Genomic DNA, 22,068 nt, shown 5'->3' on the forward strand with positions numbered 1-22,068 from the left:
TGAAGGGGGCCTTCACGTACTCACCGAAGGACTACAGCTTCGCGCACTGCCCGGCGGACGGGCCGCGGACGGTGTTCTGCAGGTCGTAGTCCGTCGGAGCGGGGGAGTTGGCCGCGCACGCCAAAGGGCCGCCGATCGTGCTCGCAGTCAGCACCGGCCCCTTGTTGCCCGTCAACGCCACCGGTCCGCCGATCTCGGTCAGCTCGATCGACACCGGCCCGGTCGCCCCGGTGATCGCCACCGGGCCGTTCACCTTCGTGCGGTCGAGCACGACCTGCGCCGCACCCGTCGCCGTCAGCGGCCCGGAGATCGACCCACCGCGGACGATCAGGCTCGCGCCCGGCGCCACCGACACCGGACCGGACACCGTCGCACCGTCCAAACAGGTCACCCCGTCCCGCACGGTCAGCGGGCCCTTGCGTTCGCCGGTGACGGTCTGCGTGCACGCCGCGTCGGGCTTACCCAGCACTTCGAACTCCGACAGCGACGCCTCCCCGCCCGTGGTCGCGGTGACCTCGAGCCGGTAATGGGCGTAGTGCGCCGGGTTCGCGATTTTGAACGCCTTGGTCTGCTGCCGCCACGGGAACTTCTGATCGGTCCGCTGATCCGCGACCGCCCACGTCTTCCCGTCGTAGGAACCCTTCAGCACCCAGCTCTTCGCATCACCCGCGCCCTTGCCGGAAGTCAGCGTGTAGAACGAACCCGCCTCCTTCGTCGAGGGCACCTGGTACTGGATCGGTGCCTTGACCTTCGCCTCGGTCCGCGACGTGTTGTCGAAGAACGCCGCGTCACCGCCGGAGACCGGCTTGGTCAGGTCGTGCACCGGAGTCGGCACCGCATCGCCCTTGGTGATCGACTTCGGCGCATCGTCCGGGCCGGTGCCCCACGACGACGGTTTCGGGCCCATGTCGAAGTCGAGCGTCCCGCCGTTCGCGATCGCGGCGTGCGCCAGCGACGTCGAGGACTGCGCCTTGCCGTTCACCTTCAGGCCCTGGACGTAGACGTTCTTCGCGCTGTTCTTCGGCGCGTTGACCACGATCTTCTTGCCGCCGGGCAGGTTCACGGTCGCCTTGGTGAACAGCGGCGAGCCGATCGCGTAGTCCGAACTGCCGACCTGCAACGGGTAGAAGCCCAGCATGCCGAACAGCCACCACGCCGACTGCTCGCCGTTGTCCTCGTCGCCACCGTAGCCCTGACCGAGCTCACTGCCGACGTACAACCTGGCCAGCGCCTCGCGGACCTTCGCCTGCGTCTTCGACGGCTGACCCGCGTAGTCGTACATGTAGAGCGTGTGATGCGCGGCCTGGTTGGAATGCGCGTACATGCCCATCCGCACGTCCCGTGCCTCGGTCATCTCGTGGATGATCCCGGGGTAGGTGCCGTATTTGAGCCCCTGCTCGGGTTTGGCGAAGAACTCGTCCAATTTGGACGCCAGCCCGGCCTTGCCGCCGTAAAGGTTCGCCAGGCCCTTGCCGTCCTGCGGGACCGAGAACCGCATGCCGTAGGCGTTGGTCTCGGTGTAGTCGATACCCCACACCTCGGGATCGAAGTCCGCCTTGCTCCGGGTGAACTTGCCCGCCGCGTCACGGCCCTGGAAGAAGCCGACACTCGGGTCGAACACGTTCACGTACTGCGTGGCCCGTTCGGTGAAGTACCCGTAGTTGTCCAGGTACTCCTGTTTGCGCGGGTCGTTCGCCGGAGCCTCGTCGTAGAGCTTCTTCGACATGTTCGCGATGGCGTTGTCGTTGACGTAGCCCTCGATCGCCCAGGAGAACCCGTGGTCCGCGGTGTTCGGCGCGTACCCGAGGAACGTGCCCTCGTCGATGCCCTTCCGGCCGACCGCGCCGTTGGGCGGGGTCACCGTGGCGTTCTTGATCGCGGAGTCATAGGCCGCCTGGACGTCGAATCCCTTGACTCCCTTGAGATAGGCGTCCGCGAAGGCGGCGTCCGAACTGGTGCCGGTCATCAGATCCGCGTAACCGGGGGAGGACCAGCGCGAGATCCAGCCGCCGTCGCGGTACTGCTGCACGAACCCGTCGACCAGCTTCCCGGTCGTGTCCGGACTGAGCAGCGAGTACGCCGACCAGACCGTGCGATAGGTGTCCCAGAACCCGTTGTTGACGTAGAACTCGCCGTCGACCAGTTTCGCGCCGGTCTGCGTCGGGGTGTCCTGACCGGTCTTCGGCGACACCGGGCTCGCGTACTTCTTCACCGGCTTCTCGGCCGTGCCGACGTTCTCGAAGCCCGAGTTCGGGTACAGGAAGAGCCGGTACAGGTTGGAGTACAGCGTGATCAGCTGATCCTTCGACGCGCCCTCGACCTCGACGATCTTGAGCTTCTCGTCCCACGCCTTCTGCGCGGTGTCGCTCACCGATTCGAGGGTCGCGTTCGGGGCGACTTCCTGCTCCAGGTTCTTCTTCGCCTGCTCGACGCTGATCAGCGAGGTCGCGATCCGCATGTTCACCGTCTTGTCGGCACCCGCGTCGAACTTGAGGTAGCCGAGGACGTTGTCCCGCTTCTGGTCACCCGAACCGGTCGACAGCTTCGAACCGGCGGTCACCGGCTTGTCGAAGGTCGCGTAGACGAACATCCGAGACGCACCCGCGGACAGCCCGCTCTTCACGTCGCTGTATCCGGTGATGGCCCGGCCCGCGGGGTCGAGGGTGAGCCCGCCGTTGTTGTTGACGTTGTCGAAGATCAGGTTCGAATCCGCACCGGGGAACTTGAACCGGTACAGCGCCGCGTGATCGGTCGGCGCGACCTCCGCCTTGATCCCGTTCTCGAAATCGACGCCGTAGTAGTGCGCCCGCGCCGTCTCGTTCGAATGCTTGAACGGCAGCTTCCGCGCCTCACGATCCGGGTTCGGCACGCCGGACGCGGTCGAGGGCAGGAACTGGAAGGTCTGCCGGTCGGCCATCCACGGGCTCGGTGCGTGGCTCGCGGAGAACGCTTGCAGCGCCGGGAGGTTCTGCTCGTTGTTGCGCGAGTGGTAGGAGTACATCCAGCTCAACGTGCCCGCGTCGGTCGTCGGGATCCAGAAGTTGAACCCGTGCGGCACCGCGGTCGCGGGCATGTTGTTGCCGCGCGAGAACGACCCGTTGGACAGCGAACCGCGTGTGGTCAGCACGTTGTCGGACGGGCGCAGGCTCGCCGGCGGCGTCGGCGTCGCCGAGACCTTGATGTCGTCCAGCCAGCCCTGCAGCGAACCCGGGCCGTCGGCGTTGTCGTAGCCGACCAGGATCCGGTCGACCGTCTTGCCCTTCGCGACCACGCCGATCTGCGAGCGCACCAGGTTCCACTGGTTGGTGTAGAGCACCTTGCTCGCGCCCTGGCCCTGCGGGGAAAGCCCGAAACCGTACTGGTCGACCGCGCCGAGCTGGCTCAGGTACGTGCCGTCGGTGAACGCGAGGTCGACCGCGACGTTGGTGCTCGGGTACTTCAGGTCACCGCGGATGAACTCCGGCTGCACCTTGTACGACAGCTCCGAGGTCGCCGCCACCGGGATGTCGACGTCGAAGATCTTGTTGTACGACCAGCCGTGCCCCTGCGCCTTGTGGCTGCCGGAGTAGCGGAACGCGCGCAGGCCGGTGAAACCGACCCGGTTCTTGCTGGTGTAGCCGCTGCCAGGGCCGCTGTCGGCGAAGCTGCGCATGTTCGGCAGTGCCGGCGGGGCCGGGTCCTCGTTGGCCAGCAGCAGCTCCGAAAGCTGCATGATGTCGCCGCCGTTGTTCTTCGTGATGTTCAGGCGGAAGAACTTGTACGCGGCACTCGCGGTCGCGAGGCGGTATTCCTTCGTCTGGAACGGCTCGCTGAACTTCTGCCCGGTCTGCTTGTCCAGGTCGGTCCAGGACTGGCCGTCGGCGCTGCCCTGCAACGTCCAATCCTGCGGGTTGCGGTTGTCGAAGTCGTTCGCCGAGGACAGCGCGTACCGCGTGATCGACGTCGGCTCCGAGAGCGTGACCTGCGCCCAGCCGGTCGGGGTCCAGGCGAGCCATTTGGTGTCGGTCGACCCGTCGACCAGGTTCGACACTCCCTCGTTCGGAGTGTTCTCGCTGTTGGCCGACGTCTCGGTGACCTTGCCGCGGATGTCACCGGGGATGGTGGTGGCGTTCGCGCCGTCGACGCCGAACGCCTTCGGCTTGCCGGACGGGTCGACGTCGACGGTGTCGCTCCACGTCGGCTGCGGCTCGCCTTGCTCGAACGAGGAGTAGAAATCCGGTGGAGCGTCTTCGGCCGCGGCGGTCGCCGGGAGGGCTACCAGCCCGGACGCCACGACCGTGGCACTCAGGAGGCTACAGACCAGTGGTCTGACGCTTCGGGGCATCGTTGCACCAATGCTTTCTCGCGGGGGCATGCTGGGCGCCGCACAGGCGGGGACCGGTGGCGCCAAGAGAGAAGAACTCGCGTGTGACATCGATGTCAAGACACCCGGACAAACCTGACTCGAACTGGACAAGCCGGATACCCCTAAACCCGGTGGACAACCGCCGAGGGCCGGGCCAGGGTGAATGGACCAACTTCAAGCCGATCCGGGAAACTGGGGTGGGGAAATGCGGCGGTTGTCCATGCTCGGCGTGGCAGCGCTCATCACGGCAGGCTCGATACTCACGGCACCGGCGGCCACCGCCGGCGAAACGACTTTCCGGCCGGTGCGCACCTGCGGCGATCTGGTGCGGACCTACGACGTCCCCGGGGCGGTCACCCACGTCGAAACGGCGACCGTGGTGCCCGCGACGGCGACCGAACCAGAGAACTGCGACGTCCGCGGCTACGTCGAACCGGCGGTGCGGTTCCAGCTCCGGCTGCCGACCAAGACGTACGCGGGCCGCTATCTGCAATTCGGCTGCGGCGGGTTCTGCGGCGCCGTCGCGACCCCGCCGTTCGCCGACTGCGGGCTACCGCACGGTGGCGACGTCGCGGTCGCGACCACCGACGACGGTCACGTCGGCAAGACCCCGCTCGTCTTCGACGACGGCAAGTGGGCCGAGACCAACCAGGCCGCCCGCGACGACTTCGCCTTCCGCGCGCCACACGTCGTCTCGAAGGCGTCCAAACGACTCATCACCGCGTTCTACGGCGCTCCGCCGAAGAAGTCCTACTTCAGCGGCTGCTCCGACGGCGGCCGCGAAGCACTCCTGCTGGCGCAGCGGTACCCGCATGACTTCGACGGCATCATCGCCGGTGCTCCCGCCGGGTACTGGGGACCGCTCGTCGGCGTCTACCAGACCTGGCTCGCGAAGGTGAACACCGGCGCCGACGGCAAACCGATCCTGACCGCCGACAAGCTCCCGGCGTTGCACGCCGCCGCACTGTCCTCTTGCGACAGGTCCGACGGGCTGACCGACGGCGCCATCGACGACCCGCGCACCTGCCGCTTCGACCCGGCCACGATCGTCTGCCCGCCGGGCACCGACAACGCAGGCTGCCTCACCGCGGCACAGGTCGAGGCGACCAAGAAGATCTACGCGCCGCCGACCGACGAACGCGGCCGCAAGCTCTACCCGGGCGGCCAGACCGTCGGCTCCGAACTGTCCTGGTACGGCTGGACTCTCCCGGCACCGGAATTCGGCGGCGTCCCGGCCGCGTTCGGGCTCGCCGACAACTACCTGAAGTACATGGCCTACCCGATCGGGACACCGCATTCGTCGGTCGAGAAGTTCGCCTTCACCGCCCGCGAATTCGACCGGCTGACCCCGGAAGGCGTCCGCTCCAACGCGATGTCGACGGATCTGCGTGAATTCCGGCGTTCCGGCGGCAAACTCGTGATCTGGCACGGCTGGGCGGACCAGGCGATTCCCGCGGAGGGCACGCTCGACTACTACCAGCGGCTCACCCGCGCCAACGGCGGCCTCACCGCGACGCAGAACTGGGCCCGCCTGTTCATGGTGCCCGGGCTCTACCACTGCGCGACCGGCGACAAGCTGACCGAGTACGACCCGCTGAAGGAACTGGTCTCCTGGGTCGAACGCGGCACCGCGCCGGACCGGACGCTCGCCACCGGCCGTGACGCCGACGGCAAGGTCTTCCGCACGCGGCCGGTGTTCCCGTACCCGCTACAGGCCAAGTACGACGGCACCGGAAGCGTCGACGACGCCGCGAACTTCGTGCCGGTTCCGCCTTCGCGGCCTACGCAGGACGTCGTGAACTGGGCGGGGAACGATCTGTACGGGAAGGCCGGACCGGTCGCTCCCTGAGGCACTTCCCGATGCTATGAAGGACGCTTTCATAGCAAAATTTGCTATGAAAGCGTCCTTCATTGCACGAGCCGGAGCCCCGCTCAGGAAAGAACGCCGTCCAGCAGTCGCACTCGCCGGTCCGCGATCCGGTGCACGTCGTCGTCGTGCGTCGCCACGATGACCGCGGCCCCCTCCTCCGCGCAGCGCCGCAGCAACCGCAGCACTCGCGGTGTGCTCCCGGCGTCCAGGTGCGCTGTCGGCTCGTCGGTGAGCAGGACCCGAGGCCGCCCGCTGACCGCCCTGGCGAGCGCGACCCGCTGCTGCTGCCCGAACGAGACCTCGAGCGGATAGCGGTCACCGAGGTCACCGATACCGAGTTCCTCCAGCAGTCCCGCGACCCGCGCGTCGATGTCCTTCGCGCTGGGCTTGGGGATGTCGGATCGGAGTCGCAGTGGCAGCGCCACGTTCTCCGCGATCGTCAGCTCGTTCGCGAGGCCGAGCGCCTGGGGCAGGACGGCGCAGGTGTGCCACGGCGGCGCTCCCGCTATCGGGACGCCGTCCAGCAGGACACTGCCGGAATCGGGGGAGTCGAAACCGCACAACAGTGCCAGCAGCGCGCTTTTGCCGGAACCGGACCGGCCGGAGACGGTGACCAGTTCGCCCGCGGCCACACGCAGTTCGAGCCCGCGCAGGACTTCGACGTCCCCGCTGGGATGGGGGAACCGGCGGCGCAACCCGACGGCCTCGAGGGCGGGTTCCGCCATCACGGCACGACCTCCCGTTGTTCGACAGCTTCGAGGCTGCCTTTGTGCATCCGCGCGACGCGGCTGCCGAGTTCGATGAGCCGGTCGTCGTGCGAGGCGACGATGACGGCGAAATCCTGATCCGCCAAGTATTTCAGCGTGTCGAGTACCAGGTCGGCCGAACCTTCGTCCAGCTGGGACGTCGGCTCGTCGGCGAGGACGACGGTCGAACGGCGCGCGAGGGTGCAGCCGAACGCGAGCCGCTGCTGCTGCCCGCCCGACAGCGCGGAGATCTGCCAGCCACCGGTGCCGCCCAGCCCGAGCTGGTCGAGGATGTCGTCCGGCAGGCATTCCGTCCCGGCCGACTCCGCGGCCGCGCGGAGATTGTCGGCGACACTCAGGTACGCCAGCAGGTTGTCGGTCGGGTTCTGGAACACCAGACCGAGATGGTTTCGCCGCAGCGCCCGCCGTTCACGGTGCCGCAGCTTGCCGGTTTCGGTTCCCTGGAAGGAAATCGTGCCCCGAATGGGTTGCTCGAACAGGCCGAGCGTCCGCAGCAGGGTGGACTTTCCGGAACCGGACGGTCCCGCCAGCACGGTGATCCCGCGGGCGGGGATGTCGATGGTGACGCCGTCGACGCCGGTGACGGTGCCCGCCGGCGTCTGGTAGTCGACGCCGATGCCATCCAGCCGGAAGATCGGTTTCTCAGGCACGGATCAGCTCCGCGGTCCGGGCGGTGCGCACCGAGCGCATCGCGATCCAGCCTGCCAGCGCCACGACGAGCACACCGACGGCCAGTACGGTCAGGGCGAACGGGGTCGGGTTGGGCAGCGCCGACCTCGGCGCGAGGAACGTCGCCGGATCGAAACGCGGCACCGAAAGACCCGCGACCGAGATCCCGCAGGCGACGCCGATGACCACGGCGAGTCCGCTGAGCGCGCCCAGTTCCATCAGGTGACTGGCGAGCAGGGCGCGCGGCCGCATCCCCATCCTCAGGACCAGTGCCCCGGCCAGCGCGTTCTGGCGTCGGCGGACCTCGACCGCGACCAGCAGCGACAGCACCGCCACCGCGCCGAGTACCGCGCCGAGCAGCGCCATGAACGAGAACGTCCAGGACACGAGGTAGAACGGAAGCGCGTCGAGTGCGGACTCACGGGTGACGCGGTTGACCGCGGTGGCCACCCCCACGGAGGTCAACGCCTCGGTCACCTGCGTCAGCGGGGCACCGGACAGCACGCTCCACTTGGGCACGACGCGCAGTTGGGCGGGACTGAGTGACTCCCGGGAGATCACATACCCGGCCTTGGTGCCGATGATCGGGAACATGGGCAGTTCACCGATCGTCCTGGCGTCCGCGAGACCGGCGCCCAGCACGGCTTTCTGGGCGGAATCGGTCCCGACCCGGATCGCCGGGACACCGGTGCCGGGACTCGACAACTGCCCCAGGAGCCGGTCGACCTCGGCGCCGTCGAGCGGGCCGAGCGTGGCGGCGCGCCGGAAGGTCTGCGGATCGACGACCAGCACGACGCTGCCGGTACCGGTCAGCTCGCCGACGATCGTGGTGTCGTCGCTGAGCTGAGGCGGCAGCTGGACCTTCCCGGTGCCGATGACGCTTTCGGTGTCGACCCTGGTCTCGGCGCCGACGAAGATCGCCGACTTCGTGTGCAGCGCCTCCTCCTGTCCGCGCGCGATCCCGATCCCGGTCGCCAGCGTGCCGACGGCCAGCGTGCCGATCACGAGGACGCCGGTGACCGGCGCGCGGGCGCTGGCCAGCCGCCGGATCGCCATTTGCAGCGCGGGCCGTGACCACAGCCGCGCGCGGTGCGACGCGTGCAGGGCGAGCCAGGCCAGCCGGGCGGCGAGCAGGCCGACGGTGAGCACGACGAACACCGGATAGGTGAGTGCGAGCGGGTCGACCTGGGGGAGCGGATTGCCGACCCTGGACCCCTTGCCGTAGTCGACGAGGCGGTTCCAGCCGAGCAGGGCCACTCCGGCGGTGACCAGTTCCCACGGGAAGATCGCCAGGAGCTTCACCCCCTTGACACGGCCGGACCGGACCCGGCCGAGCTCGAACTCCCGGTGCGTGCGGACGGCGATCACGCCTGCCAGCAGGGCGAGTGAAACGAGCAGGATCGCGGCCGCGACGAGCGACCCTTGCAGCAGCGCCCCGTCGTCCAGTTCACCTGGTGGTCCGTAGATCCCGAGTAACAGGCGCGCGAGCACCGCACCCGCCGCGCCACCGACGACGATGGGCAGTCCGAGTTCGGCGACCGCGAGCAACCCCAGCGCTCCCGGCGCGCTGCCGCGGGCGGACAGGAGCCTCAGCTGCGGATGCCGTCGCTGATACCACTGCAACGCGACGGTGGCGATCCCGGCGCAGCCGACCAGGATGCTGATGGCCGCGAGCGGCAGGATCGAGATCAGGACGTTCGACTCCGCCTGGTTGCTGATCGTCACCGAGCGCTCGAACGGCACCGACCCGATGACCGCGTCACCGAGGCCGCGGGCGCTCAGGTCCGCCTTGACGTCGGCGATGAGCGCCTTCGAGCGTTCCAGCAGGTCCTCGGCTTCGCTCACGGTCTTGGGAGGCGCCTCGTAGAACGACATGTGCAGGGTGGCGATCGCCGGGATGCCCGTGGCGCGGACCGTGTCGTCGAACGTCTTTCCGTCGGGGGCGAACATGACCGAGTCGAGCGGGTCGTTGGCGAGTCTGCTCACGACGGCGTTCCGCTGCTGCGAGCACCACCAGCGCGGAGCCGGGTCGGCGAGGTCGCGGTACAGCCCGGTCACCGGAGGGAGCGGCGTGCCATGAATGCTCGGCGTGACCCCGGTTTTGATCCCCTCCGCCTTGGCCACGACGGTGCCGAGCAGAAGTCCGGCGCCCACTGATCCGTCCGCCAGCTCGATGTGGCTCGGAACCGCCTGATCCCGGTGGGCGATGGTGACCTTGTAGTGGGGATCGCCGTTGAACTCGGTGCCGAAGAGGTACGGCGTGTAGCGGGAGGTGACCGGTGTGCCGAAACCGTGCGCCGGAGCGTGACGGCGGACCGAGTCGGTGACCTGCGGAGCGACCGCGACGGGGACGTTGTCCTTGCTGAACACGGGCCCGTAGTAGTCCGGGCACGCGAGGCCGGACTGGTATGCCACGGCCGCGCCGCCCGCGGCCGAAGCCTGCAGAATGGCGGCGGTACCGAGGAAACAGGCCAGCAACGCGGTCACCGCCGCGATGATCAACGTCAGCGGGCTGGTCAATGCCGCCCGCGGAGCCGCTCGCCACGGCATTGTCACCCTGGGCCCGCCGGGAGCCCCCCACCTCACCCGCATGGATACGCACGCTACCGGTCAAGGCGGCCGCGCGACAGAAAGAAATCACTGTTTGTTGCCGACGTGAAGTAAGGCCTGGTCCATTGTGGTGACACGGGTACCCGGCTACTGACTGTCTGTCACCAGTTGATCGATCGGTGTCGCCGCGCCGGTCGCGACCTCTTCGCCGAAAGCGGTTTCTCCGAGCGCCGAGACGATGACGCCGGTGATCCGGTCGACGTCGCCGCGTTCGGCCTTCGGCAGGGGAGCGCCCGCCGATTCCCTGGAGGCTGCCGCGGCGCCCAGCAACCGCGCGGCCAGGCGATGCGAGCCGGCGGCCGACTCCGCCCCGGCCAGACCCTCGAGACCGAGTGCGATCGCGCGAGGATCCTCGCCGTGGCGAGCGATCGCGAGGCCGTCCAGCTGGAGCCGCTTCGCCTTCGCCGCGTCTCCGCGCAGCTCGGCGATGAATCCGAGCTCGGCGAGGATCAGGGTGCTGCCCGCTTCGGACTCGACGCGGCGGTGCCAGTCCAGAATGGACAACAGTCGCCGTTCGGCCTCGTCGAACAGCCCTTGGCGTCGCGCGCCGAGCGCGAGCCCGGTCTCGGCGTAGACCTCGCCGGGTTTGAAACTGTGCTCGACGGCCAAGGCCCTGGCCCGCTCGTGGAACTCCTTCGCCCCTTCGAAATCGCCGGTGAGCAGCGCTGTCCGGCCGAGCCAGGACAGTTTGTAGGAGACCTCCGGCCACAGCTCCAGCTCCTCCGCGCGGCGAAGGCTTTCCCGGTGGACCCGGGCGGCGTGGTCGTAGTCCCCGGCGATCGAAGCCAGCATGCCGATGACGAACGACGCTTGCAGCCAGCCCCAGCGTTCGCCGAGCCCGTCGAAGATCCCGGCGCTCTGTGCGGCGATCCGGCCACCACCGGTGAGGTCGCCCCCGGAGATCAGGTGGCCCGCCCGGTCACTCAGCGCGGCCGCGGCACTCCAGTCGTCGCCGACGTCACGGGCGGTTTCCAGCGCGCCGAGCGTGAGTTTCTCCGCCCGGCACAGATCGCCGACCGTGGACCACGCGTGGCCGAGGAACCACAGCGTCCGGGCCCGCGCGACGGGATCGACGATGCCCCACACGGTTTCCTCGGCCGCACCCTCGGTGCAGGTGCCGTCGAGTACGGCGATGCCCGTGCGCCAGCCGAGAGACCTCGCGCGCTCGTCTCCGCCGGTTCCGGTGTCGAGCACCAGGTCCAGTGAGCGCCGGGCCTCGGTGAGCCGTCCGCGGAGGAACCAGAACCACGTCGTCGCGTTCACCAACCGCAAAGCGAGCCCGTGTTCGCCTTGCCGCAGCAGGGTTTCCAGCGCACGCCGGGTGTTGGCACCTTCGGCGTCGAGCCTGTCGAGCCAGCGCCGTTGTTCCTTGCCGCGCAGTCCCACGTCGCCGCGTTCGGCCAGTTCGACGTGGAATCGGGCGTGCCGTAGGTACAGATCGTCGAGTTCATCCGCTTTTCCGGCGTGCTCCAGCGCATACGCCGCGACCGACTCCAGCAGCCGGAACCGCGGTTCGCCCGTCCTGCCAGGCCTGCTGACCACCAGCGACCTGTCGACGAGCCGGGACAACAGGTCCAGGACGTCGCCGGTGGCGATCTCACCGCCCACGCAGACCGCCTCGGCGGCGTCGAGACCGCAGCCCTCGGCATGGACGGCGAGCCTGCGCAACACGATCTGCTCGGCCTCGCTCAGCAGGCTCCAGCTCCAGTCGATCATCGCACGGAGGGTCTGCTGACGGCGCGGCCCGCCCCTCCTGCCCGAAGACAGCAGGCCGAACCGGTCGTCGAGGCGGGCGAGGAGTTCGCGTACGCCGAGCGTGCGGACCCGGGTGGCGGCGAGTTCGAGCGCCAGCGGGATCCCGTCGAGCGTGCGGCAGATCCTGGCGACCGCGGTCGCGTTCTCCGCGTCGAGCGCGAACCCCGGGGCGGCCGCCGCGGCACGGGCGGCGAAGAGCCGGACGGCGCTCGATTCCCGTACCGCGGCGAAATCGGCCTGCTCGGGAAGGTCGAGCGGCGGGACCGCCCAGACGGTCTCGCCGGGCAGCCCGAGCGGCTCCTGGCTGGTGGCGAGCACCCGCAGGCGTGGCGCCGCCGAAAGCAACCGCTCCACCAGTGCCGCGACCGGCTCGACGACCTGCTCGCAGTTGTCCAGGACGAGCAGGATCTCTTTGTCACGCAAGGCATCGGCCAACGACCGGGTCGGTGACTTCGCCGAGGCGGCCTCCTCGCGGAGGTCCAGCACGGCCGTCAGGACGACGGCGACCAGGTCTTCCGCCGGGCAGGTCGGGCATTCGACGTTGTCCAGGCCCGCCAGTTCGACCAGCCAGGTGCCGTCGGCCATCGCGAGCTTCGACGCGGCCTCGATGGCCAGGCGGGTCTTGCCCACCCCGCCCGGGCCGGTGAGGGTGACCAGCCGCGTGTCGGTGACGAGCGCGCCGACCTCCTTGACCGCCGTCGTCCGGCCGACCAGTTCGGTCAGCGCCTCAGGCAGGTTCCCGCGCACCGGCCCGGCGGCACGGACGGGTTCGAGATCGGGGCTGCGGGTGAGGATCGCCTGGTGCAGGGCCGCGAGGTCCGGCCCCGGTTCGAGACCGGACTCGTCCCGCAGCCGGGCCCGCAGTTCGGCGTAGGTTTCGAGCGCCTCACTGTGCCGCCCGGCGGCATAGAACGCCCGCATCAGCAGGCCGCGGAGCCGCTCCCGGAGCGGATGCCGCGAGACCAGACCGGCCAGTTCCCCGGTGAGGACGCCGTGTTCGCCGAGCGCCAGCCTGGCTTCGGCCCGCTCCTCTTCGGCGAGCAGCCGTTCCTCTTCCAACCGCTGCGCCGCGGCCACGGCGAACGGCTCGTCCTCGAACCCGGCATACGCGGGCCCTCGCCACAACGCGAGCGCGTCCGCCAGCAGGGCTGCGCGAGCACGCGGATCGACGGTGTCGCGGGCGCGGGCGGTGAGTGTGCGGAACCGGTGGACGTCCAGGTCGCCGTGCTCGACGGTGAGGACGTATCCGGCGGGTTGGTGCGTCACGATTTCGCGAGCGCCAGGTTCGGCTCTGTCGAGGGTGCGGCGTAGCTGGGAGACCTTGGTCTGCAGGGTGTTGCCCGGATTGCCCGGCGGATGCTCTCCCCACAGGTCGTCGGTCAGCGACGACACCGATGCCGCCCTGCCCTCCCTGCTCAGCAGCCCGGCGAGCATCAGGCGGACCTTCGCCTCGGGCACGACGACGGGCTCGCCCGCGGTCGTCCACACGGCGAGTGGTCCCAGCACTCCGAAACGCACGAAACCGACGTTAGCGCGAACCACCGACAATCCCGTGCGCGAGGCCGTGCGCGGACCCACAGCGATCCGTGCGCGGGCGGCGTCACGGTAGAGCCATGACCGAACACGGAAAGACCCCGGTGACCGTACTGGGGCTGGGCGCGATGGGAACCGCGCTCGTAGAGGCACTGCTGGCCGCGGGGCATCCCGTGACCGCGTGGAACCGGACCGCGAGCCGCGCCGAGGGCGTGGCGGCGAAGGGAGCTTCGGTCGCTTCGACCGTGACCGAGGCCCTCGCGGCGAACGAGATCGTGATCGCCTGCCTGCTCGACTACGACTCGGTACACGAGGTTCTCGACCCGGTCGCGGCCGGGCTCGCGGGACGGCAGCTGATCAACCTGACCAACGGCACCCCCGGCCAGGCACGCGAAATGGCCGCCTGGGCCGAGGAATTGGGCGCGGAGTACCTGGACGGCGGGATCATGGCGGTCCCGCCGATGATCGGCTCGCCCGGGGCGTTCATCTTCTACAGCGGCTCGGGCACCGCCTTCGGCCGGGCCCGCACCGCGCTCGACACCTTCGGCGGCGTCAACTATCTCGGCGCCGACCCCGGACTGGCGCCACTGCACGACATCGCGCTGCTCAGCGGGATGTACGGGTACTTCATCGGCGTCATCCAGGCGTACGCGCTCGTCGGCTCGGCGGGGGTCAAGGCGCGGGAATTCGCACCGCTGCTCCGCGGCTGGATCGACGCGATGAGCGGCTTCCTGGAGCGCGCGGCCGAACAGATCGACGACGGCGACTACCTGACCGACGTCGTGTCGAACATCGGGATGCAGGCCGCCGCCTACCCGAATCTGGCGCAGGCGGCGGCGGACCAGGGCATCAGCGCCGAGTTGCTCACGCCGCTCCAGTCGCTGATGGACAAACGAGTCGCCGACGGACACGGCGCCGAAGACCTGATCGGCGTCATCGAACTCCTCAAGAAATAAGGAAACACAATGATCACACTGATCGGGCTCGGCCCGATGGGACAGGCCATGGTCCGGGTACTCCTGGAGAACGGCCACGGAGTGACCGTCTGGAACCGCACCGCCGCCCGCGCGGACGACCTCGTCGCCGCGGGTGCCGTGCGCGCCGGGACACCGGCGGAGGCAGTGGCGGCATCGGAGCTGGTGTTACTGAGCCTCACCGACTACGCGGCGATGTACGACATCCTTGGCAAGGCGGAGGATGCCTTGGCGGGCAAGGTGATCGTCAACCTCAGCTCGGACACCCCGGAGAAGACCCGCGAAGCCGCCGACTGGGTCAAGGCCAGGGGCGGGCAGTTCCTCGCGGGTGGCGTCATGGCGCCGGCCCCGCTGGTGGGCCAAGAGGATGCGTATGTCTTCTACAGCGGCCCCACCGACGTATTCGAGAAGTACCGGGACATCCTGGCGCTGATCGGCCGACCGGACTTCCTCGGCGAAGACGTCCGGCTGGCGCAGCTGTTCTACCAGGCGCAGCTGGACATCTTCCTGAACGCGCTTTCGGTGTTCCTGCACGCGAGTGCGCTCATCCGCTCGGCCGGGGTACCGATCGAGAAGTTCCTCCCGTACGCCAAGGAGAACTTCAGGATGATGGACTTCTACCTGGACGCCACGGTGGAGCAGATCGAGAAGGGCGAACACCCCGGCGACGAGGCCAACGTGACGATGATGGGCGCGTCCGCCGACCACATCGTGCAGGCGAGCCGGGACGCCGGGATCGACGTCGCCCTGCCGGAGGCGATCAAGTCGCACTACGACCGGGCGATCGCCGCGGGACACGGGCGTAGCTCGTGGACCAGTCTCTACGAGATCATCAAGGACGACCGCAAGTAGTCCTCTGGTTGCGATGGCGATAAGCGCGTGAAGGACCCCTTCCCTCGGCTCAGCCGAAGAAACTCGACCTTCACACCTTCCCCAAGTACATGAAGGACCCCTTCCTTGCGCCTGGCGCAAGGAAGGGGTCCTTCATGTACTTCAAGCGAGCAGCGCCGGATCGGCCCCCCCGATCGCAAGTAGAGGACTACTTGCGATCGTCCAGCACCTCCAGGAACGCCTTGGCGGCGGGCGTCACCGTGAACCGGTTCCAGACGAGATGCTCGATCCGCGCGGGCGCGTCCGTCACCGGCACGGTGACCACGCCGGTCAGGTTCGGCACGTACTTCGACGGCAGCAGCGCCACCCCCAGCCCTTGGTGGATGAGCCGCGCCATGAAGTCGGCGGCCGTCACCTCGAAGGCGACCTCCCTGGTCACCCGCGCGGCGGCGAACGCCTCGTCCGTCTGGGCGCGTCCCGCGGTTCCCGCCGGGAAGTCCACGAACACCTCCGACGAAAGCCTGCTCAAGTCCACTTCGGACTCATCGGCGAGGGGATGACCGGGCGCCACCACGGCGACCAGATCGTCACGCCCCAGCTCACGGGTACCGACGCCTTCCGGCCGGGCCAACGTCGGGAGCCCGAGGAACGCGACTTCGATCGCGCTGTCCTTGACCTGCTCCACCAGGTCCTCGCTCGCGCCGACCCGCAGCCCGATCCGGACGTGCGGATACCGCCGGTGGAACGTCTGCAACGCCGCGGGGACGTCGACCGCCGCGACGGTCGGGATGACACCGACGGTGAGCCGCCCCCGGATCTCGCCGACAGCCGCCGCGACCTCCGAACCCGCCCGCTCGGCCGCGTCGAGACATTGGCGGGCCGCCGGCAGGAACGCCTCGCCCGCCCCGGTGAGCCGCACTCGGCGGCTCGTCCGCTCGAACAGCTTCGCGCCGAGTTCCCGTTCCAGCCGCGCGATCTGGTGACTCAGCGCCGATTGCACGACGAGGCACCGTTCCGCCGCGCGCGTGAAGCTGTTCGTCTCCGCCACCGCCACGACGTAGCGCATCTGCTGAAGCTCCATGGATCTATCTTGAATCAAGATGGATCAGGTGACAAACATGTGTTGGACTCATTGATCGTCGGCGCTCAAGCTGAGAAGCGTGAAAACGCTGACGACCACCCCGCTTGCCGCCGGACTCACCGGCACCGCGCTGACCGCCTTCGCCCCCATGGTCTGGGGGACGACCTACGTGGTCACCACCGAACTCCTCCCGGCCGGGCACCCGCTGTTCGCCGGACTCATGCGTGCCCTGCCCGCGGGCCTGATCGCGCTGGCCATCACCCGCACCCTCCCGCGCGGCACCTGGTGGCTGAAGGCGGCCGCGCTCGGCGTCCTCAACATCGGGATGTTCTTCCCGCTGCTGTTCCTCGCCGCCGAACGGTTGCCAGGGGGAGTCGCCGCCACCCTCGGCGCCGCCCAGCCGCTCCTCGTCGCGATTCTCGCCGTGGCCGTGCTGCGGCAGAGCCCGTCCGCGTGGCGGTTCGCCTGGGGAATCGTCGGGATCGTGGGCGTCGGATTGGTCGTGATCGGCCCCGCGGCGGGCTTCGACCTCGTCGGAGTCCTCGCCGGACTCGGCGGCGCCGCGACCATGGCGCTGGGCGTGACCCTCACCAAACGGTGGGGACGCCCGGCGGACGTCGGGCCGACGGCGTTCGCTTCGTGGCAGCTCACCGCGGGCGGGCTGTTCCTGGTGCCGGTGACCTTCCTGTTCGAGGGCGCGCCGCCCGCCATCGACCTGAACGCGGCACTCGGTTATCTCTGGCTCGGCCTGATCGGTGGTCTGCTCGCGTACGTCCTGTGGTTCCGCGGCATCACGTCCCTGCCGGTCACCTCGGTCGCCGTCCTCGGCCTGCTCTCGCCGATGGTCGCCGCGGTACTCGGCGCCATCCTGCTCGGTCAGGGTCTGGGCCCGATCCAGCTCGCCGGTTTCGCCCTCGCGCTGGCCTCGATCGTGGCCGGCCAGATCACCCCGAAGACCGTCAGACAATGAAGAACCGGGGCGGGTCGCCTGGGGAGGGGGTCTCCGGGCTTCGCTCGCCCTCGATCTGGATCTCGATGTTCGTCTTGTGGGAGATCGGGTCCCAGATCTCCTCGATCGGCGCCAGCAGTGAACCGCCGACGCCGCGGCTGCGGGCGCGCGCGGCGTACCACGCGAACCCGGCCAGAAAGAGGGGGAGGCTGAGAAACGCGGCCAAGGGTGCCAGGAACTCCATGAACTCCGACGATACAGTAACATCGTGTTTCCAGAAACGTTCTGTTACTGAATTGGCGGGCGATGACCAGGCTGACACGGGCCGAGCAGCAGCGACGTACCCATGAACACCTACTGGACGCCGGGCGCCAGGTGTTCCTGCGGCGCGGTTTCCTGGCGGCGACGGTCGAGGAGATCGCGGCCGACGCCGGTTACACCCGCGGTGCCGTCTACAAGCATTTCGGCGGAAAGGAAGGACTGTGGCTCGCGATCATCGAAGCGAGTGCGGACACCCATCTCCATAGCCTGCGGGAAGCCCTCACCCGCGCCACCGGCCGCGACGAGGTGATCGCCGCGCTGCACCCCGCGGATGTCGCGGACAAGGACGCGGCGAAGTGGAGCGCGGCGGCCGCGGAAGTCCTTGCCGCGACGGCACAGCAGCCCGAGACCGCCGACCTCGTCGCCGCCATCCAGCGGCGTCACGACGATGAGGTCGTCGCGCTGCTCGTCGAGCATTCGAAGCGGTTGAGTCTCGAGCCCGCGATGCCGCTCCACCAGGCCGTCGTGATGCTGGGGGCGTTGGGCATCGGCCTCGCCCTGCGCCACACGGTCGCCCCGGCGGAAGACCCCGCCGCCATCCTCACCCACGTGCTGGACTCGGTGTTCCCGCCCGAGGCAACGTGACGGACTCGCCGGACGTACTCCCGATGACGACCTGGGGAGGGTTCGATGCGGACGTATCCGTTGCAAGAGGGCGAAGAAGTGTTGTGGGCCGGGACATCGCAGCGCCCGCGAAAGTGGTTTCCCGAGTACACGCAGATGATCGTGATCGCCGGACTGGTCGTCCTCCTGATCGTCATCAGGGGCCATTTCTCGGGATGGTCTCTGCTCGTCGGGGCCTACGTCGTCCTTTTCGCCTTTTTACTGCCACGTGCGAGCGATCGGCGGGCACGGGATCGTGCCATGTCCTATCTGGTCACCAGCCACCGGATCATCTTCGTCGCGAGCTGGCCCAACGGAACGGAGTTCCGCTGGGTCTGGCTCCCGTACCTCCTCCTGCCGCCGCGGGTCAAGGCCGATGAATCGGGCGTCGGCACGATCTCCTTCGGCGGCTGGTGGAGTCGGGTGCAGTTCCGGGAAAAAGAACTTCGAGGAGCGTGGGCACCTCCTGTACTGGAATTGCGGGCGATCGCCGACGCTGCGAATGTGGCGAATCTGATCGTGCGGACCCGGCACCGGGCGGCCGCGACCACCTACACTCAGGCGCCGTGATCGATTCCTTCACCACCGCCGACCTCGTCGACGAACACGGCGACCGGTTGCGCGTCTGCGACACCCAGTTCCGTCAGTTCGGCGGCCATCGGAAGTTCTCCGGCCCGATCCGGACGGTCTCCTGCCACGAGGACAACGGCCTGGTCAAGAAGCTGCTGGCCACCCCGGGCGACGGCGGCGTCCTGGTGATCGACGGTGGCGGTTCCCTGCACAGCGCGCTCACCGGCGACATGATCGCGAAGTCGGCCGTCGACAACGGCTGGGCCGGAGTGGTCGTCAACGGCGCCGTCCGTGACAGCGCCGAGCTAGCCGAGCTCCCGCTCGGCGTGAAGGCGCTCGGCACCAACCCGCGCAAGAGCGCCAAAGTCGGTGCTGGCGCCGTCGACGTCCCGGTCGGGTTCGGGGGAGTGACCTTCACTCCCGGCGACACGCTCTACTCCGACGAAGACGGTGTCGTTGTCCTTCCCGCGACAACCGCCTGAACCAGCTCAGACGACGATGACCCGGCGTCCGCGGGTGTGACCGGCGTGGCTGTCGATATGCGCCGCCGCGGCTTCGGCGAGCGTGTACGACTTCTCGACCGGGATGTGGAGCTTTCCCTGTGAGATGAGCTCCGCTGCCTCGGCGAGCGCGTCCGGCACGCTCCCGGCCACGCCCGAGAATCGGACGCCGAACTCCGGCGCGCCGAGATCGGCGATGCTGATCACCTTGTGCGGATCCCCGGTCAGCTCCACGAGCTCGGGGATCACACCTGAGCCCGCCAGGTCGAGTGCCGCGTCGACCTTGCCGATCTTCCGCACCCGCTCGGTCCAGCCGTCGCCGTAGGTCGTGGCGATGGCGCCGAGGCCGCGCAGATAGTCCTGGTTCGCGGCCCCGGCCGTGCCGATCACCGTGATGCCACGTTCGCGGGCGATCTGTAGTACCGCCGATCCGACTCCGCCGGACGCGCCGCTGACCAGCAGTGTCTGCCCGGGCAGCACACCGACTTCGCGGACGAGGCGCAGTGCGGTCTCCACCACGGACGGGTATCCGGCCGCCTCTTCGAAGGTCAGGCCCTCGGGCATCTTGGCCCAGGCCGACAGCACGGCGAACTCGGCATAGGTGCTCGAACCTTCGCCGAACACGGGATCACCGACCTCGACACCTTCGACGCCGGCGCCGACTTCGTCCACCGTCCCGGAGGCGTCCAGACCGACCCCCGAGGGCAGCACCGTCGGGTGGGCTCCCAGGACCTGGCCTTCACGGACCCTCCAGTCGACCGGGTTCACCCCGGCCGCCCGCACCGCGATGCGTACCTGACCGGGGCCCGCGTGAGGCTCCTCGGCGTCGATGAGTCGCAGGACATCCGGACCGCCGAACTCGGCGAACATCACTTTCTTCATGAGTTCGACCATAGCACTAACGGTTAGTGTTTTGAAACAGCTTCAGTTTTGCATCTGATAGCGTTGCGGCATGACCGAGCCGCCCGGACGCCGTGAGCGCAAGAAGGCCGCGACCCGGCAGAAGATCGCCGACACCGCCCTGCGGCTCTTCCTGGAACGCGGGTACGAAGCGGTGGGCATCCGGGAAGTGGCCGCGGAGGCCGACGTCGCCGTCACCACGCTCTTCTCCCACTTCGCCTCGAAAGAGGCCTTGGTGTTCGGGCAGGACGCGGCCTTCGAGAAGGGCCTCACGGAGGCGGTCACCGACCGGGCCCCCCACGAGCCGCTCATCCCCGCGCTGCGCCGCGAGATCCACGCGATGGTGCGGCATTGCACGGCGGACGGGGTCGCCGAGATCTGGCGCATGATCGACGAGACGCCCGCCCTGCGGGAGTACGAGGATTCGATGCGGCTGCGCCACGCGGAGTCGCTGGCCACGGCCATCGCCGCCGATCCAGGCCTGTCACAGAGCACGACGGCCTGCCGGACGATCGCGAGGTTCGTGATCGACGCCTATTCGCTGGGCCGCGAGGCGGCCGATCCGGAGACCGCGGTGGACGAGATCTTCCGGATGATCGACGCGGCCTGGGAAGTCACCTGTCGTTCTCTTGAGGGGTGAGACCACGCGAAGACGGCCTGCCGGAGTCGCAGGCAGTACTGGGGAGGGTTCAGCTCTTCGGCATTACGCAGAGTTCCCTGGGCTGCCCGGTCTCGAAGTCGTAGACGACGGGGTTGCCGTACTCGTAGCCGGGGACGGAGTTGCAGTCGGAGCCGGAACCCGAAGCGAGCTGGGCGATCACCGTGTAGTTGGCCGCGCTGTCCGAGCAGTGGACCCGGACGGCGCTGCCGCTGAACTTCCCGTTGCTCCCGGCGTTTTCGTCGGCCGAGAGGCAATCCCCGGCTTGTGCGGAGAACGGGTCGGGGTCGACCGCGGGGGCGCTGCGATCGTCGTTGCTTCCGCCGCCGGCGATCGCCACGGTCACCGCGATCGCTCCTCCCGTGACGAGCAGCCCGGCGGCCGCGAGACCGATGATCAGCCCTGTCTTCGGGGACTTCTTGGGCGGCGCGACGGGGTACTGCTGCCAGATGGGCGACTGCTGAGGGTAGGTCACCTCACCAGGATCGGCGACGGCGATGAAATTCCGATGACACGGATCATTTGCGGGCGACGAGCCGTTCCACCAGCCCGAGTTTGAACCGCTCGCGGCGCTCGACGGTCAGGCCGAGGTCGCCGATCTTGTCGGACGGCCGCCGGAGGAAGTGCTCGCCAGCCATCGGCACGGTGATCTTTTCGGTGAACCATTGCGCGCCGCGGACGACACGTGACGAACTCGCGATGTGGTCGAGCAGGATGAGGCGACCACCGGGCCGCAGGACCCGGGCCATTTCCCGCAACGCCTTGTCGTGGTCGGGGATGGCGCAGAGCCCGAGGGTGCAGACCACGGTGTCGAAAGAACCCGCCTCGAAGGGCAAGTTGTGGGCGTCGGCCCGGCGCAAGGTCACCGGATGGCCGAGGCTTTCGGCGCGACCACGGGCGATGTCGAGCATGCCGTCGCTGAGGTCGATGCCGGTGAGCGTGACGCCGCCGGGGTAGAGCGGAAGGTTCAGGCCGGTACCGACGGCTACCTCGAGAACCTCACCGCTCGCCTGCCCGCAGGCCCACGCCCGGGAGTCGCCGAACAGCTTCCGGTCGAGGAACTGCATCTCCCGGTCGTAGTTCCGGGATTTGCCGTCCCAGTAACGGTTCCATCGCGCGGACCGGGTCATGA

Annotated in this window: 18 protein-coding genes; 8 read left to right on the plus strand and 10 right to left on the minus strand. The window is 68.8% G+C overall.

The genetic code is table 11. The annotated features are described in order from the left end of the window. Window positions 1-31 precede the first annotated feature (31 nt). A complete protein-coding gene (locus tag ACLARN_RS15390) occupies window positions 32-4,324 on the minus strand; it encodes a GH92 family glycosyl hydrolase (protein WP_409492066.1) in 4,293 nt (1,430 codons plus the stop codon). 226 nt (window positions 4,325-4,550) lie between these two features. On the opposite strand from ACLARN_RS15390, the gene ACLARN_RS15395 reads away from it, so the two are divergent. Then, a complete protein-coding gene (locus tag ACLARN_RS15395) occupies window positions 4,551-6,194 on the plus strand; it encodes a tannase/feruloyl esterase family alpha/beta hydrolase (RefSeq protein WP_409492067.1) in 1,644 nt (547 codons plus the stop codon). 83 nt (window positions 6,195-6,277) lie between these two features. Here the strand turns inward: ACLARN_RS15395 and ACLARN_RS15400 are convergent, their stop codons facing one another. The 4 genes from ACLARN_RS15400 to ACLARN_RS15415 all read right to left on the minus strand — a co-directional run bounded on the left by ACLARN_RS15400 (window position 6,278) and on the right by ACLARN_RS15415 (window position 13,534). Continuing rightward, complete coding sequence (locus tag ACLARN_RS15400) at window positions 6,278-6,940, minus strand: ABC transporter ATP-binding protein (RefSeq protein WP_409492068.1); 663 nt, start codon at window positions 6,938-6,940, stop codon at window positions 6,278-6,280. Continuing rightward, the gene (locus ACLARN_RS15405) at window positions 6,940-7,632 is read right to left on the minus strand and encodes an ABC transporter ATP-binding protein (RefSeq protein ID WP_409492069.1); all 693 of its coding nucleotides are present in this window, start codon (window positions 7,630-7,632) and stop codon (window positions 6,940-6,942) included. The genes ACLARN_RS15400 and ACLARN_RS15405 overlap by 1 nt, the downstream gene beginning before the upstream one ends. After that, window positions 7,625-10,201, minus strand: a complete 2,577-nt coding sequence (locus ACLARN_RS15410) for an ABC transporter permease (RefSeq protein WP_409492070.1) — start codon at window positions 10,199-10,201, stop codon at window positions 7,625-7,627. The genes ACLARN_RS15405 and ACLARN_RS15410 overlap by 8 nt, the downstream gene beginning before the upstream one ends. Window positions 10,202-10,348: 147 nt before the next feature. Further along, window positions 10,349-13,534 carry a BTAD domain-containing putative transcriptional regulator gene (locus tag ACLARN_RS15415; RefSeq protein WP_409492071.1) on the minus strand — a complete coding sequence of 1,062 codons (3,186 nt, stop codon included), beginning with the start codon at window positions 13,532-13,534 and terminating at the stop codon, window positions 10,349-10,351. Between the two features lie 68 nt (window positions 13,535-13,602). Between ACLARN_RS15415 and ACLARN_RS15420 the strand changes: the two genes are divergently transcribed. Both ACLARN_RS15420 and ACLARN_RS15425 read left to right on the plus strand, forming a co-directional pair. Continuing rightward, complete coding sequence (locus ACLARN_RS15420) at window positions 13,603-14,505, plus strand: NAD(P)-dependent oxidoreductase (RefSeq protein ID WP_409492072.1); 903 nt, start codon at window positions 13,603-13,605, stop codon at window positions 14,503-14,505. 9 nt (window positions 14,506-14,514) lie between these two features. Next, window positions 14,515-15,375 (plus strand): NAD(P)-dependent oxidoreductase, encoded by an 861-nt coding sequence (locus ACLARN_RS15425; protein WP_409492073.1) that lies wholly within the window; start codon window positions 14,515-14,517, stop codon window positions 15,373-15,375. 187 nt (window positions 15,376-15,562) lie between these two features. On the opposite strand, the gene ACLARN_RS15430 is transcribed toward ACLARN_RS15425, so the two are convergent. Then, window positions 15,563-16,435, minus strand: a complete 873-nt coding sequence (locus tag ACLARN_RS15430; protein ID WP_409492074.1) for a LysR family transcriptional regulator — start codon at window positions 16,433-16,435, stop codon at window positions 15,563-15,565. A gap of 79 nt (window positions 16,436-16,514) precedes the next feature. Here ACLARN_RS15430 and ACLARN_RS15435 point away from each other — a divergent pair, with 79 nt between their 5' ends. Beyond that, complete coding sequence (locus ACLARN_RS15435; RefSeq protein ID WP_409492075.1) at window positions 16,515-17,405, plus strand: EamA family transporter; 891 nt, start codon at window positions 16,515-16,517, stop codon at window positions 17,403-17,405. Here the strand turns inward: ACLARN_RS15435 and ACLARN_RS15440 are convergent. Then, window positions 17,395-17,628 carry a hypothetical protein gene (locus ACLARN_RS15440; protein ID WP_409492076.1) on the minus strand — a complete coding sequence of 78 codons (234 nt, stop codon included), beginning with the start codon at window positions 17,626-17,628 and terminating at the stop codon, window positions 17,395-17,397. The genes ACLARN_RS15435 and ACLARN_RS15440 overlap by 11 nt on opposite strands. A gap of 62 nt (window positions 17,629-17,690) precedes the next feature. Here ACLARN_RS15440 and ACLARN_RS15445 point away from each other — a divergent pair, with 62 nt between their 5' ends. From ACLARN_RS15445 to rraA, 3 genes are read left to right on the plus strand one after another with little or no spacing between them, the layout of a single operon-like run. After that, a complete protein-coding gene (locus tag ACLARN_RS15445) occupies window positions 17,691-18,290 on the plus strand; it encodes a TetR/AcrR family transcriptional regulator (protein WP_409492077.1) in 600 nt (199 codons plus the stop codon). Between the two features lie 45 nt (window positions 18,291-18,335). Beyond that, the gene (locus tag ACLARN_RS15450; RefSeq protein WP_409492078.1) at window positions 18,336-18,878 is read left to right on the plus strand and encodes a hypothetical protein; all 543 of its coding nucleotides are present in this window, start codon (window positions 18,336-18,338) and stop codon (window positions 18,876-18,878) included. After that, entirely contained in the window at window positions 18,875-19,360 is a 486-nt protein-coding gene (gene rraA / locus ACLARN_RS15455; protein WP_409492079.1) for a ribonuclease E activity regulator RraA, read from the plus strand. The genes ACLARN_RS15450 and rraA overlap by 4 nt, the downstream gene beginning before the upstream one ends. A 6-nt stretch (window positions 19,361-19,366) precedes the next feature. On the opposite strand, the gene ACLARN_RS15460 is transcribed toward rraA, so the two are convergent. Beyond that, window positions 19,367-20,260 carry an NADP-dependent oxidoreductase gene (locus ACLARN_RS15460; protein WP_409492080.1) on the minus strand — a complete coding sequence of 298 codons (894 nt, stop codon included), beginning with the start codon at window positions 20,258-20,260 and terminating at the stop codon, window positions 19,367-19,369. Window positions 20,261-20,330: 70 nt separating this feature from the next. On the opposite strand from ACLARN_RS15460, the gene ACLARN_RS15465 reads away from it, so the two are divergent. Next, complete coding sequence (locus ACLARN_RS15465) at window positions 20,331-20,918, plus strand: TetR/AcrR family transcriptional regulator (RefSeq protein ID WP_409492081.1); 588 nt, start codon at window positions 20,331-20,333, stop codon at window positions 20,916-20,918. Window positions 20,919-20,967: 49 nt separating this feature from the next. On the opposite strand, the gene ACLARN_RS15470 is transcribed toward ACLARN_RS15465, so the two are convergent. Both ACLARN_RS15470 and ACLARN_RS15475 read right to left on the minus strand, forming a co-directional pair. Further along, entirely contained in the window at window positions 20,968-21,411 is a 444-nt protein-coding gene (locus ACLARN_RS15470) for a hypothetical protein (protein ID WP_409492082.1), read from the minus strand. Window positions 21,412-21,454: 43 nt separating this feature from the next. Beyond that, window positions 21,455-22,066 carry a class I SAM-dependent methyltransferase gene (locus ACLARN_RS15475; RefSeq protein ID WP_409492083.1) on the minus strand — a complete coding sequence of 204 codons (612 nt, stop codon included), beginning with the start codon at window positions 22,064-22,066 and terminating at the stop codon, window positions 21,455-21,457. Between the last annotated feature and the right edge of the window lie 2 nt (window positions 22,067-22,068).

Origin of the sequence: Amycolatopsis sp. cmx-11-12, from assembly GCF_046269425.1 — a bacterium.
Classification (GTDB): Bacteria; Actinomycetota; Actinomycetes; order Mycobacteriales; family Pseudonocardiaceae; genus Amycolatopsis.

Bases quoted from the DNA above. Each gene is read 5' to 3' on its own strand.
- ACLARN_RS15465 (WP_409492081.1), top strand. From the start codon at position 20,331: ATGACCGAGCCGCCCGGACGCCGTGAGCGCAAGAAGGCCGCGACCCGG.
- ACLARN_RS15445 (WP_409492077.1), top strand. From the start codon at position 17,691: ATGACCAGGCTGACACGGGCCGAGCAGCAGCGACGTACCCATGAACAC.
- ACLARN_RS15390 (WP_409492066.1), bottom strand. From the start codon at position 4,324: ATGCCCCGAAGCGTCAGACCACTGGTCTGTAGCCTCCTGAGTGCCACG.
- ACLARN_RS15450 (WP_409492078.1), top strand. From the start codon at position 18,336: ATGCGGACGTATCCGTTGCAAGAGGGCGAAGAAGTGTTGTGGGCCGGG.
- ACLARN_RS15430 (WP_409492074.1), bottom strand. From the start codon at position 16,435: ATGGAGCTTCAGCAGATGCGCTACGTCGTGGCGGTGGCGGAGACGAAC.
- ACLARN_RS15440 (WP_409492076.1), bottom strand. From the start codon at position 17,628: ATGGAGTTCCTGGCACCCTTGGCCGCGTTTCTCAGCCTCCCCCTCTTT.
- ACLARN_RS15395 (WP_409492067.1), top strand. From the start codon at position 4,551: ATGCGGCGGTTGTCCATGCTCGGCGTGGCAGCGCTCATCACGGCAGGC.
- ACLARN_RS15460 (WP_409492080.1), bottom strand. From the start codon at position 20,260: ATGAAGAAAGTGATGTTCGCCGAGTTCGGCGGTCCGGATGTCCTGCGA.
- ACLARN_RS15475 (WP_409492083.1), bottom strand. From the start codon at position 22,066: ATGACCCGGTCCGCGCGATGGAACCGTTACTGGGACGGCAAATCCCGG.
- ACLARN_RS15425 (WP_409492073.1), top strand. From the start codon at position 14,515: ATGATCACACTGATCGGGCTCGGCCCGATGGGACAGGCCATGGTCCGG.
- ACLARN_RS15400 (WP_409492068.1), bottom strand. From the start codon at position 6,940: ATGGCGGAACCCGCCCTCGAGGCCGTCGGGTTGCGCCGCCGGTTCCCC.
- ACLARN_RS15410 (WP_409492070.1), bottom strand. From the start codon at position 10,201: ATGCCGTGGCGAGCGGCTCCGCGGGCGGCATTGACCAGCCCGCTGACG.